The sequence below is a fragment of the Burkholderia sp. THE68 genome (assembly GCF_009938265.1).
Classification (GTDB): domain Bacteria; phylum Pseudomonadota; class Gammaproteobacteria; order Burkholderiales; family Burkholderiaceae; genus Caballeronia.
This window is the reverse complement of the sequence record NZ_AP022319.1, coordinates 1,066,888-1,079,230: the sequence shown is the minus strand read 5'-3', so window position 1 is coordinate 1,079,230 and position 12,343 is coordinate 1,066,888. Positions and strand designations below refer to the sequence as shown.

12 protein-coding genes are annotated in these 12,343 nt (G+C 63.7%); 2 read left to right on the top strand and 10 right to left on the bottom strand.

What is annotated here, in order from left to right:
• Positions 1 to 8: 8 nt before the first annotated feature.
• The 7 genes from BTHE68_RS33425 to BTHE68_RS33395 all read right to left on the bottom strand — a co-directional run bounded on the left by BTHE68_RS33425 (position 9) and on the right by BTHE68_RS33395 (position 7,487).
• Positions 9 to 791 (bottom strand): ABC transporter permease, encoded by a 783-nt coding sequence (locus BTHE68_RS33425; RefSeq protein WP_162070536.1) that lies wholly within the window; start codon positions 789 to 791, stop codon positions 9 to 11.
• Positions 792 to 800: 9 nt separating this feature from the next.
• Positions 801 to 1,625: an ABC transporter permease gene (locus BTHE68_RS33420; RefSeq protein ID WP_162070535.1), complete on the bottom strand. Its 825-nt coding sequence runs from the start codon at positions 1,623 to 1,625 to the stop codon at positions 801 to 803.
• Positions 1,626 to 2,711, bottom strand: coding sequence for an ABC transporter substrate-binding protein (locus BTHE68_RS33415; RefSeq protein WP_162070534.1), 1,086 nt, complete (start codon positions 2,709 to 2,711; stop codon positions 1,626 to 1,628).
• Positions 2,708 to 3,640 carry a TauD/TfdA dioxygenase family protein gene (locus BTHE68_RS33410; RefSeq protein ID WP_162070533.1) on the bottom strand — a complete coding sequence of 311 codons (933 nt, stop codon included), beginning with the start codon at positions 3,638 to 3,640 and terminating at the stop codon, positions 2,708 to 2,710. Before BTHE68_RS33410 ends, BTHE68_RS33415 begins: the two co-directional genes overlap by 4 nt.
• 118 nt (positions 3,641 to 3,758) lie before the next feature.
• Positions 3,759 to 4,850 carry an NAD(P)H-dependent flavin oxidoreductase gene (locus tag BTHE68_RS33405; RefSeq protein ID WP_162070532.1) on the bottom strand — a complete coding sequence of 364 codons (1,092 nt, stop codon included), beginning with the start codon at positions 4,848 to 4,850 and terminating at the stop codon, positions 3,759 to 3,761.
• 29 nt (positions 4,851 to 4,879) lie between these two features.
• Entirely contained in the window at positions 4,880 to 5,794 is a 915-nt protein-coding gene (locus BTHE68_RS33400) for a LysR family transcriptional regulator (protein WP_162070531.1), read from the bottom strand.
• 181 nt (positions 5,795 to 5,975) lie between these two features.
• Positions 5,976 to 7,487: a CoA-acylating methylmalonate-semialdehyde dehydrogenase gene (locus BTHE68_RS33395; protein WP_162070530.1), complete on the bottom strand. Its 1,512-nt coding sequence runs from the start codon at positions 7,485 to 7,487 to the stop codon at positions 5,976 to 5,978.
• Positions 7,488 to 7,599: 112 nt separating this feature from the next.
• Between BTHE68_RS33395 and BTHE68_RS33390 the strand changes: the two genes are divergently transcribed.
• Positions 7,600 to 8,541: a LysR family transcriptional regulator gene (locus tag BTHE68_RS33390; protein ID WP_162070529.1), complete on the top strand. Its 942-nt coding sequence runs from the start codon at positions 7,600 to 7,602 to the stop codon at positions 8,539 to 8,541.
• Positions 8,542 to 8,611: 70 nt separating this feature from the next.
• Here the strand turns inward: BTHE68_RS33390 and BTHE68_RS33385 are convergent, their stop codons facing one another.
• A complete protein-coding gene (locus tag BTHE68_RS33385) occupies positions 8,612 to 8,929 on the bottom strand; it encodes a DUF4148 domain-containing protein (RefSeq protein ID WP_162070528.1) in 318 nt (105 codons plus the stop codon).
• Positions 8,930 to 9,186: 257 nt separating this feature from the next.
• Between BTHE68_RS33385 and BTHE68_RS33380 the strand changes: the two genes are divergently transcribed.
• Entirely contained in the window at positions 9,187 to 10,428 is a 1,242-nt protein-coding gene (locus tag BTHE68_RS33380) for an NAD(P)/FAD-dependent oxidoreductase (RefSeq protein ID WP_174258141.1), read from the top strand.
• A gap of 10 nt (positions 10,429 to 10,438) precedes the next feature.
• Here BTHE68_RS33380 and BTHE68_RS33375 read toward each other — a convergent pair whose 3' ends face one another.
• Both BTHE68_RS33375 and BTHE68_RS33370 read right to left on the bottom strand, forming a co-directional pair.
• Positions 10,439 to 11,335, bottom strand: coding sequence for a fructose bisphosphate aldolase (locus BTHE68_RS33375; RefSeq protein WP_162070526.1), 897 nt, complete (start codon positions 11,333 to 11,335; stop codon positions 10,439 to 10,441).
• A 469-nt stretch (positions 11,336 to 11,804) separates the two neighbouring features.
• Positions 11,805 to 12,191, bottom strand: coding sequence for a hypothetical protein (locus BTHE68_RS33370; protein WP_162070525.1), 387 nt, complete (start codon positions 12,189 to 12,191; stop codon positions 11,805 to 11,807).
• Between the last annotated feature and the right edge of the window lie 152 nt (positions 12,192 to 12,343).

Genomic DNA, 12,343 nt, shown 5'->3' with positions numbered 1-12,343 from the left:
GATTCTCCTCAAGCCGCGCGCGCTGCACCGAACCAGCGCCGCTGCACGCCGCGCGCGAAAGCATTCAACGCCCACCCCGTCAGACCCACCACGATCACGCCGAACACGACGAGATCCATGCGAAACTGCTCGCTGCCATCGACGAGCGTATTGCCGATCCCGCTGCCCGCGACCAGCAGATACTCCGCGCCCAAAGTCGCAAGCCACGAATAAATGAGCGCGAGATAAACGCCCGTGAAAATCGACGGCAACGCGGCGGGCAGCACGACATGCGCCAGCGTCTGCAACCTGCCATAGCGATACGCGCGCGCCACATCGAGCCAGTTCGCGGGCACCGCGCGAATGCCATCGCTCGTATGCATGACCACGGGCACGAGCGCGGCGAGCGACAGGAACACGACCTTCGCGACATCGCCCAGGCCAAACCATACGGAAATCAGCGGAATCCACGCGAACAGCGACACTTGCTTGAAGGTGTTGAAGCTCGGCGCGATCGCGCGATTCGCCAGCTTCGAGATGCCGAGCAACGCGCCGAGCGCAAGACCGAGCGTCGTGCCGATCGCAAAGCCCGTCAACTCGCGCGCAAGCGATGCGGACAGCGCACGTACGAGCGCGCCGCTTCGCACCTGCGCCACGGCGGTATCCCAGACCTGCGCGGGCGACACCATCACGCCGTGCCCCACTTGCGCGCCGCGCGACACGAACCACCACACCGCCAGCGCGCCCAGCGGCAGCACGAGACCGCGCCACGATCCCTTGACGGCGCCCGCTTCCAGATCCAGTGTCGACATGCGTTCTCCTCAGTTGGCCCGGCCGCGCTGCAGCTTGCGCTCGAACGCGTTGAGCAGGCGATCGGCCGCATAGCCGATTGCGCCGACGATCAGCACCGAAGCCAGCACGAGATCGAGCTGAAAGAGCTGACGGCCATACACGATCAGATATCCGAGCCCTTCCGACGAAGCGACCAGTTCCACGACGACGAGCGTGAGCCAGGCCTTCGTGAACGCGAGCCTCACGCCCGTGCCGATGACGGGAATCGCCGCTGGCAAGGTCACGCGCGTGACGACCTGCCAGCGCGTATAGCGATACACCGACGCCACTTCCTGCAACGCGCGCGGCGACCCACGAAACCCCTGCAGCGTGGACAGCGTGACGGGAACGAGCGCGGCATGCCCGATCAGCAGATACTTCAACGGCTCGCCGATGCCAACGACGATCATCAGAAACGGCAGCCAGCCGAGCACGGGCACCTGCACGATCGCGTTGAAGCTCGGCAGCACGTATGCCTCCAGCGTGCGGGACAAGCCAAGCAGACCGCCCAGCAGGATGCCGAGCAGCACGCCGCCGCCGAACCCGACCGCGGCGCGCGTCATGCTGGCGGACATATGCATCCATAACTCGCCGTTCTTCATGAGCGCGCCGAGCGTTTCGAACACGAGCGCGGGCGGCGGCAGCACTTGCGCGGAAATCCATCCGTAATGCGAACCGAGTATCCAAAGCAGCCCGCAAAGGATAGGCACGATCCACGGCAGCGCAGTCCAGCCGACGGTTCGCCATGCTTCACTCGACAACGGCCCGCGCGCACGATTCGCGGGCGGGAATACGCGAGTCAGGGCGTTGGCCATCTATCGATTCTCCGCGACGCGTTGCACGATCGGCTTGCCGGACGCATCGAAGCGCGGCCAGTACGCTTCGAGGCTGAGCGACTTCAACGCCTGCTCCAGATACTTCGGCTCGAACCATCCGTTCACGCTCACAGGCTGACGGATCAGATTCAAGCGCAGCGCATCATCGGCGACGGACTGATAGCGCGCGACGATGAACGGATCGATGAGCGGCGAATTGCGATCCTTCAACGGCTGATTCGCGTATTCGGACGCCCACGATTCGGTCGGAATGCCGGCCTTCGACCACAGCGCGAAAAGCGCATTGCGGTTCGCTTCATCGGATGACCATTGCGCCGCCTGAACGACAGCGGTCACCACCGTCTGCACGGTATCGGGATGCGCGCGCTCGAAGTCATCGAGCACGAGCAAATGCGCCTGACGCGTGAGTTGCAAGCCGCCGTCGCGCGATGCGTACACGATCTTCGCCAGGCCCTGACGTTGCAGCTTGAAGAGCGAGTAATCGAGGAACACGGCATCGACGCCCTTCGATGCGAGCGCGGCCTGCGCCGCGGCGGTATCGAGGTTGATCACGCGCAGATCGCGTTCGGTGAGGCCGTTTTCCTTCAGCACGTTATCGGCGACGAGTTGCAGATTCGTCCCGCGAAAAAGGCCCACGCGCTTGCCCTTCAGATCCTTGACGCTCTTGATATCGGAGTCGGGCGGCACCGCGAGATAGACGCCCGCGCGCACGTTCGACGCCAGCAGCAAGCGCGTCTTCAGTCCGTTCGCGCGGCCGATCACGGAAGGCAGATCGCCCTGATACGCGAAATCGATCTGCTTGTTCGCGAGCGCCTCGTTCACCGCCGGCCCCGCGCCCTTGAAAAAGATCCATTCGACTTTCACGTGCGCGGGCTGCAATGCATCCTCGACGCGATGCTGCAACTGCGCGGTCGCGGCAGGCGACCCGCCGAACGTGGGCGGATCGCCGCTGCCCTGCTGCGCCACGCCGATACGCACCACGGCCGGATCGGCGGCATGCGCGGGACCGATGAGCGCGCCGAACAACGTCGCCGCGCCGATGAGGAGCCTGAATCGTAGTGTCATCGCGTTTCCTGCCTGACGATGCGGCTCCTGCGTCCATCGATACCCACGGGCACATCGCCGTGCACCGTCGCGCGGCGCACGACGCGATGCGCGTCGCCGTAATCGGCCACCGCGTAATGCTGCGTCGCGCGGTTGTCCCAGATCGCCACGTCGCCTTGCGTCCAGCGCCAGCGCACGGTGTTCTCCAGGCGCGTGACGTGGTCGTGGAAGAGTTCGATCAGACGGTCCGAGTCGCGCTGCGACAGGCCGATGAAACGCTGCACGAAGTGGCCGAGGACCAGCGTGCGTTCGCCCGTCTCCGGATGCACGCGCACGACCGGATGCTCCGTTTCATACAGCGTCGAAGTGAACTGCTTGCGATATTCGCGCTCGGATTCCGAATCGGGCGCGTTGCGCGTCGCGGCGTAGTCGTAGGCGTTCGAATGCAGCGCCCACAGCTTGTCGGCGAGTTCGCGCAGCGCGTCCGGCAGGTTCGCGTAGGCGGCGGCCGTGTTGGCCCATACGGTGTCGCCGCCCGCGGGCGGAATCACCACGCCGCGCAGAATCGAGATCTTCGGGTAGGCATCGACGAAGGTGACGTCGGTATGCCATGAGTTCGCGCGCGTGCCGTGCTTCGAATCGAGCTCGAGCAGGCGGCTGCTGCCCGCAAGCGAAGGCACGGTCGGATGCGCGACGGTCTCGCCGAAGCGCGCGGCGAACGCTTCCTGCGCAGCGTCGTCGAGATGCGACTGGCCGCGAAAGAACAGCACTTTGTGATCGAGTAGCGCCTGGTTGAGCGCGGCGATGGCGTTGTCGTCGAGATCGGCGGAAAGCGTCACGCCGCGTACTTCCGCGCCGATGCGCCCGCCTATCGCGCGCACCTGAAACGGTTCATTCGACGCAGCGGGAGCGAGCGTGGACCCGGCGGCGAGCGTGGGGATATCGGCCATCGAAAAACTCCGTTGGTTATGCGTTTGTCGGATGCAGGCCGCATGGAATGCGACGGAAACATTGAAGCATCGACAGGACGTTCGACCAACGAAGTGTTTCGACTAAGCTTTACATCGATCAGCGCGATGCATATTGCTGCAGGCCCGCGATACTTTCCCGGAGTTCCGCTTGCAGACGCTTCATCAGCTCGGCTGCGGGCAACTCGCGCGCGAGCGCGGCGCCCTGTCCCGCCCATTGCGCGCCGTAACCGAATTCGCCTTTCGCCTTGGCCGCCGCATGCAGCGACTTGCCTGCATCGTAGGTGACGGGATACGCGGGAATCGCAGGTGCTTCGGCGCCGCGCCCCAGTTCGGTGAACTTGTTGACGAGGCCGCGCGCACGGCGCCCGGAGATGGCGGCCGTGAAGGTCGTATGGTTCGCCGCATCGCTCAGGATTGCGCGTCGATACCCTTCATCGATCGATGTCTCCGTGCAGGGCACGAACGCGGTGCCGAGTTGCGCCGCCTGCGCGCCCAACGCGAGCGCCGCCGCGATGCCCGCGCCATCCATGATGCCGCCTGCCGCGATCACGGGCACATCGAACCTGCTGGCGAGAAGTCGCGTGAGCGCGAAGACGCCGAGGTTATCGTCGTCGGCTTGCGGATCGAAGTTGCCGCGATGCCCGCCCGCTTCGATGCCCTGCGCGACGATCGCATCCACGCCCGCCGCCACGAGCTGTTCGGCCTCGCGCAGATTGGTTGCGGAGGCGATCAGTTTGATGCCCGCGCCGCGCAACGCATCCATATATTCCTTCGACGGCAAGCCGAAATGAAAGCTCACGATAGCCGGCTTTTCTTCGACGAACACCTCCAGCATCGCTTCATCGACGACGAAGCTCGTATAGATCTCGCTCAGCGTCGAAGGCGGCGTCGCGTCGTATCGCGCGAACACGGGCGCGAGCCACTCGGTCCATGCTCTTTCGACGGCGGCATCGGCCGTGGCCGGCGCATGACAGAAGACGTTGATGTTGAACGGCTTGCCGGTGAGTTCGCGCGTTTCACGGATCACCTTGCGTGCGCCTTGCGCGTTCATCGCGCCGACGCCGAGCGAGCCGAGGCCGCCCGCATTCGATACGGCCGCCGCGAGCGCGGGCGTGCTTACGCCGGCCATCGGCGCCTGAATGATCGGCGTGTCGATGCCGAGCAGCGATGTCAATGCGTTCTTGCTCATGGATATGCGTCCTCCAGACTTTGCATGATTCAGCGCGTGACGAGCTTCTCGACGATGAAATCCACGAAAGCCCGCACGCGCGACGACAGATGCCTGCCATGCGGATACAGCAGAATGAACGGCCTGCTGCATCCACCAAATTCGCGCAGCACTTCGGTGAGCGTGCCCGCACGCAAATCGTCCTCTACGGTGAAGCGGTAGATCTGAAAGAGGCCCGCGCCGCCGCGCGCGAGAGGAATGCCCGCGAGCGCATCGCCGGAGGTGCCGTAGCCGCTTTGCGTCGTGATTTCCAGCGGCTCGCCGTTCTGCATGAAGAGCCACGGTACCGGGCGTCCGGTGCTCGGCATCTCGAACTGGATGCATTCGTGAGCGAGCAGATCCTCGACGGTCTTCGGCGTGCCCGCGCGCTTCAGATAAGCAGGCGACGCCACCACGACCAGTTCCGCATCTTCAAGCTTGCGCGCGATCAGACCGGAATCGCGCGGCGCGCGTCCGCGTATCGCGAGGTCGAAGCCTTCATCGGCGAAATCGATGTTGCGGTTGCTTAGATGCGCTTCGACGGTCACATCGGGATAGCGCTTGCGAAACTCCGCGAGCAGCGGCAGCACGCGATAGTGGCCGTAAGGCGTCGGCATGCTGATGCGCAGCGCGCCTTTCGGGCTGGTCTGCTGTCCCGTCGCTTCGCGTTCCGCTTCCGCGAGACGATTGAGCGCGTCGCGGCATTGCTCGAAGTAGCGGCGGCCTGCATCGGTCAGTCGAATCTGGCGCGTGGTGCGTACGAAGAGCCGCACGTCCAGGCGTTTTTCGAGCCGCGCGACGGAGCGGCTCACCGCCGCGGGCGTCACGCTCGCCGCCGTCGCCGCCAGCGTGAAGCTGCCGAGTTCCGCCGCGAGGCAAAAGAGCTCGATGCTGCCGAGAAGGAGATCGTCGAATTGCCGCTGCATGTCAGATGGCTTCGCGTCGTTGTCGGTGCATCTTCCCTGCTTGCGAGCGCACGGTCAACCGACGCGATTTCACTTGAGTTGTTACGTGCGGGAACAGATCGATCGTGCCAGCCCCGAAACACAATCGCCCGCTTGTTCCACACGGGAAAAAGCGGGCGATATTCATGCGTTCATCGAGACCTTACTTCGCGGTGGGCATCGCGAATTCCGCGCCCTTCTCCGTGCTCTCGGGCCAGCGCTGCATGATCGACTTCTGTTTCGTGTAGAAGCGCACGCCTTCCTCGCCATACGCGTGCATGTCGCCGAAGAGGCTGCGCTTCCAGCCGCCGAAACCGTGCCATGCCATCGGCACCGGAATCGGCACATTGATGCCGACCATGCCCACTTCGATACGTCGGCCGAACTCGCGCGCGATATGGCCATCGCGCGTGTAGCAGGCGACGCCGTTGCCGAACTCATGCTCGTTGACGAGTTCCACCGCTTCGCTGAAGTCCTTCGCGCGCACGCACGCGAGCACCGGACCGAAGATCTCTTCCTTGTAGATACGCATGTCCGGCGTGACGTGATCGAACAGCGTGCCGCCCGTGAAGAAGCCGTCTTCATGGCCCGGCACCTTGTAGCCGCGGCCATCGACGACGAGCGTCGCGCCTTCGTCCACGCCCATCGCGATGTAGCCTTCAATGCGCTCCAGCGCGGCGCGCGTGACGATCGGGCCCATTTCCGCGTCGGCTTCCATGCCGTTGCTGATCTTGAGCTGCTTCGCGCGCTCGGCAAGACGCGGCACGATCTTGTCGGCGACATCGCCCACCAGCACCGCGACCGAGATCGCCATGCAGCGCTCGCCCGCCGAGCCGTAACCCGCGCCGATCAATGCATCGACGGCCTGATCGATATCCGCATCGGGCATCACGACCATGTGATTCTTCGCGCCGCCGAGCGCCTGCACGCGCTTGCCGTGCTTCGCGCCGGTTTCGTAGATGTAGTTCGCGATCGGCGTCGAGCCGACGAAGCTGATCGCCTTGACTTGCGGATGCGTGAGCAATGCATCGACAACGACCTTGTCGCCCTGCACGACGTTGAAGATGCCGTCCGGCAGACCGGCCTGCTTGAGCAGATCGGCCATGAACAGCGACGCGGAGGGATCGCGCTCGCTCGGCTTCAGGATGAACGCGTTGCCCGCCGCGATCGCGACCGGGAACATCCAGCACGGCACCATGCACGGGAAGTTGAACGGCGTGATGCCCGCGACGACGCCGAGCGGCTGGCGCATCGTCCAGTTGTCGATGCCGGTCGAGACCTGCTCGGTGTAATCGCCCTTCAGCAGTTGCGGAATGCCGCACGCGAATTCGATCACGTCGATGCCGCGCGACACCTCGCCCTGCGCGTCCGAAAACACCTTGCCGTGTTCCGCCGTGATGATCGCGGCGAGTTCGTCGCGATGCTTGTTCATCAGTTCGAGAAACTTCAGCATGACGCGCGCGCGGCGGATCGGCGGCATGTCGCGCCACGCCGGGAACGCGGCTTTCGCGCTCGCAACGGCTGCGTCGACATCGGTGGCTTCGCCCAGCACGAGCTTGCGCGGACGCTCGCCCGTGGCGGGATTGAACACCGGCTGCGTGCGCGTGGCCGAGCCATGTGTGCGCTCGCCGTGAATGTAATGGACCACGTCGGCGGTATCGTTGAACGCTTGCATCTCGTCTCCTCGAAGGAATTGGTTTGGCGATGGACACAGTGTAGGAAGCGTTGCGCCCCGTGCAAAGACGCTATGATTGAACTCATTGTTTATATCGGCAAACAATCCGCTGATGGACGAGCAAAAGATCGAAGGTCTCTGGACCCATTTGCACTGGCTCACCGTGCTCGCGGAACAGGGCAGCTATACGGCGGCGGCCGCGCGCCTGAACGTGTCGAAGGCCGCGATGAGCCAGCGTATCGCGGAGCTGGAGCGCGCGGCGGGCGTGCCGCTCGTCACGCGCACGACACGCAGCGTGCGCTTCACGGAAGCGGGGCGCAGGCTCGTCGACGATACGCGCGAGCAGTACGAGCGCATCGCGTCGAGCTTTCTGAGCGTGAAGGAAATGGCGGGCGTCGCGCGCGGCCTGATCCGCGTGACCTCGCCGATGGCGTTTTCGCGGCAGCAACTGGTGCCGCGCATGGCGGGATTTCTGCACGCCCATCCGGATGTGCGGGTGCAACTGGAGGCATCGGACCGCCTGAGTTCAATCGCGACCGAAGGCTTCGATCTCGCGGTGCGGCACAGCGCGCAGGTGCCGGATACGCATGTCGCTTGGAAGTTGTGCGATACGCATTCGGTGATCGTCGCGACGCGCGCGTATTTGAAGCGGCGCGGCACGCCCGCGACCCCGACCGATCTCGCCACCCACGACTGCCTCGTCTATCCGCGTCCGCAGGCGTCGAGCATCTGGTCGTTCGAGAGAAAAGGCGGGCGCAAGAGTTCGACCGGGCCTTATACGCTGGCCGTGAACGGGCCTTTTGCGGCGAACAATAGCGAGGTGTTGCGCGATGCCGCGCTCGACGATCTCGGCATTGCGCTATTGCCGGATTTCACCGCGCAGGCCGCGGTGCAGGCGGGAAAGCTCGTCGTGGTGTTGCCGGACTGGCGTCCGGTCGGCGCGTTCGCAGATCAGTTGTTCGTCGTGCGGCCTTATGCGCCGCATGTGCCGCGCGCGGTCGCGCTTTTCATCGGATATTTGCGCGAGGCTTTCGCGGGCGGATTTCCGCTTTAGATTCGAAGTTGCGTAAACGACAAAACGCGCCCGCTGTTACACGGGCGCGTTTCGTTAGACCCCTTGCTGCTTAGTGATGCGCGAACGTCGGGAACACGTCGCCTTGAACCGCATTGACGCGAGCGCCCGATTGCGCCGAGCCATCCGTCACGCCACCGAACGCGCTTTGCGCCGTGCCGTTTTGCGCTGCGATACGTGCTTCAGCGGCTTGAATGTCAGCGGGATACTTCGAATCGCTGATCACGCCCGGGTTATAGCCGGCCTTTTCGAGTTGAACGATCTGTTGGCGAACTTCAGCGCGGGTCAAAGGCTGATTCGATTGCGCGAACGATGCGACCGGAGCGGCAAAAGCCAGAGCGACCGCTGCAATACCGATGAACTTGTTCATGATTGACCTCCGTACATAAGTTATTAGGTTGCCGCTCACTTTGCTGTGTTTGCTCGTTTGCGACCGTTGAAGAGAGTTTAGGGATCGCACGCCCTAGGGTAAATACTTAAAGAACGAAATCACTTTTGGCGAAATTCGTACTAATCCCGGCACAAACGGCGGTGCGCCAATGCCGTGTTAATCGCCTATAAAGAAAAGCAGCAGTACTGGCGCATTACTTCGATAGCACGAACGATCGTTTATTCAGGGGAATGACCTTGAACCGAATCCTGGTGATCGGCGCTGGCTTCGCCGGTCTGTGGAGCGCGCTGTCGGCGGCGCGCAAGCTCGACGAACTGCATCGCACGGATGAAGCCGAAGTCGCCATCGTCAATCCGGCGCCGTTTCATAGCGTGCGGGTGCGCAATTACGAGCAGCCGCTGGACCCGACGCTCGTGCAACTCGACACCGTGCTCGGGCCGGCGGGCGTGCGGCTGATTCAGGCCAAAGCAACCGATATCGACAGCGCGAATCGCCGCGTGAAGATCGAGCGCGATGGCGCATCCGAATCGCTGGACTACGACCGGCTGATTCTCGCCGCAGGCAGCGTGCTCGTGCGGCCGCCGATTCCGGGCCTCGATCGCTTTTCGTTCGATGTGGATACCTACGCGGGCGCGTGCAAGCTGCAGGCGCATCTGCTCACGCTGCCCGCGCTTCCCGATACGCCCGGCCGATATACGGCGGTCGTGGTTGGCGCGGGCTTGACCGGAATCGAGCTGGCGGCGGAGCTGCCCGCGCGTTTGCGCGAGATCGTCGCGGAGTGCGATCGCGACAAGGTGCGCGTCGTGCTCGCGGATCGCTCGGCGAAGATCGCGCAATCGATGGGCGGCGCGCAGCCCGTCATCGAAGGCGCGTTGAAGACGCTCGATGTCGAGGCGCGCTCCGGTGTGTCGCTGGCCTCGCTTGACGGCCAGAGCGTGACGCTGCACGACGGCGCCACGAGCGAGCGCATCGAGGCCGCGACGGTCGTCTGGTGCGGCGGCATGCATGCGAACGCGCTCGCGGCGCAACTGCCGGTCGCGCTCGATCCGCTCGGGCGCGTGCCGGTCGATGCGTTCCTGCGCGCGGAAGGCGTGCCGGGCGTTTTCGCGGCGGGCGATTGCGCGCGCATTCTGATCGACGGCACGCGGCCTTCGGTGATGTCGTGCCAGCATGGCCGGCCGATGGGACGTTACGCGGGCAACAACGCCGTCTGCGATCTCTTCGGGCTGGAGATGCTGCCGCTGTCGATCGACTGGTACACGACCATCTGCGATCTCGGGCCGTGGGGCGCGGTATATACGGAGGGATGGGACAGGAAGCTCGTCTCCGAAGGCGAGACGGCGAAGGCGACCAAGCGCACGATCAACGGCGAGCGCATCTATCCGCCGAAAAGCGGCTTGCGCGAGGATATCCTTCGGGCGGCGGCGCCCATCGTGCAGACGCCGCCGCCAACCGAACGCGAGGAACGCGCTGAATAGCGCTGAAGCGTCAGGCCTTCTTCACGGACGCGTTGTAGATCTCGTCGATCGACACTTCGAGCGTCTTGTCGAACTCGCTGTCGCTCATCGACTTCTTCAGCTCGTTGATGAGCGCGCGCGAGAAGCTCGCGATCATGCCGTGGTTCTGTTCGAGCTTCTTGCATGCGTCGGTGCGCGTATAGCCGCCCGACAGCGCGACGACACGCACGACACGCGGATGCTCGATCAGCGGGCGATAGAAATCCGCTTCATCGGGGATGGTCAGCTTGATCATCACCTTGCTCGATTCCGGCAGCGCGTCGAGGCCCTTGAGCAGTTCGTCGCGCAGGATCTTTTCCGCGCCCTTCTTGTCCGGGCTCTTGATCGAGACTTCGGGTTCGAGAATCGGCACGAGACCATGCTTGATGATCTGCGCGCCCACTTCGAACTGCTGCTTCGCGACCGCGGCGATGCCCTTCTCGTCCGCGTGATGGATCACCGAACGCATCTTCGTGCCGAAGACGCCGAGCTTCACGGCGCGCGCGAGCAGATCGTCGAGGCCGGGAATCGGCTTCATGACCTGCACGCCGTCGGCTTCGGCTTCGAGGCCCTTGTCGACCTTCAGGAACGGCACGACGCCGCGGTCTTCCCACAGAAACGTGGGAACGGGCTTGCCTTCCGCTTCACCGTCCATCGTGCGCTCGAACAGAATTGCGCCGATCACCTTTTTGCCGGTGAACGAAGGCGCGGTCATGATGCGTACGCGCATCTCGTGCATCAGCTTGAACATTTCCGCGTCGCCGCTGTAGGCATCGTCCGCAATGCCGTATTGCCGCAGCGCGCCGGGTGTCGAACCGCCGCTTTGATCCAGCGCGGCGATGAAACCATCCTTCTCAGCCATTTGCGTGAGCATCTTTTCGTTAGCCACGAACATTTCCTCCTCGAAGTTCAAACACCGGACCTTTTTTACGTGCGCGGCCCGGGCTTAGGGTCTGTTCACATACAAAACGCGCATGCGTTGCCCCGTAAAGGGCCGATCGCAAGGAATGCGACGAAGCTAATACCGGCGTATTCGCGAGGAGCATGACGCCGCGAGCGGCCCTTTACGGGGCAACCCCTAGCTTAAATTAAAGTCAGGGGAACGCCCGAAATCGGCCGTATTGCGGCGTCGCGCGTCGCTTGTTTGGGAAGGCCAAACGGCGCGACGCGCTCCTTGCACTACAGCCGATTTCGGGCGTTCGCATGCGCGTTTTGTATGTGAACAGACCCTAGGTTCAGCTTCCACAAGTGTAATGGTTTTGGCGATCGCTCAAGACGTGGAAATCCGCCATTCGTGCGCGTGAGAGGCGCGAATGCGCTTCGATCGTGCGTTGGCGCACGGCCTGCGATAAATACGCTCAGGAAGCGGCGGAGTTGAAACCGCCCGCGCTGCCGGATCGCCAGACGAAGCCGAAGGCGCGGCGAATCAAGGATGGCGCGCGTTCGAAATCGGCGGCTTGCGGCAGTTCCGCATGATCGTTCGAAGTTTCCACGACCGGTTCGACGACTTCGATTTCCTGCACAGGCGCGAGCTTCTCGCGCGCGTCGCCGCAACGCCGGTTGAGCACGCGGCGCATGTCCGGGTCGTCGATGAGCGCCTGCGCGGTCGCCAGGCCGCGCTCGAATTGCAGCGCGTAGGCGATGTCGGTGAAATCCTCATAGCGGCCGCTATCGGCCAGTTCGAACGCCAGTTCAAGAGTGCGCTGGCGCTTCCATGCGTCGAGATCGTCGTGGCCCGTGCTCACAGATGTCCTCTGCTTCGCGATGAGGTGCCGAAGATGTTAGCCCGCGCCAAACGTTTTGCCGTTGTCGGGCCACAACAAGCAGAGGAAAAGCGCATCAGAAATCGTACAAAAAGCGCTTGCGTGAAGCGCCGGATTCGCGATAGTCCTTGCTT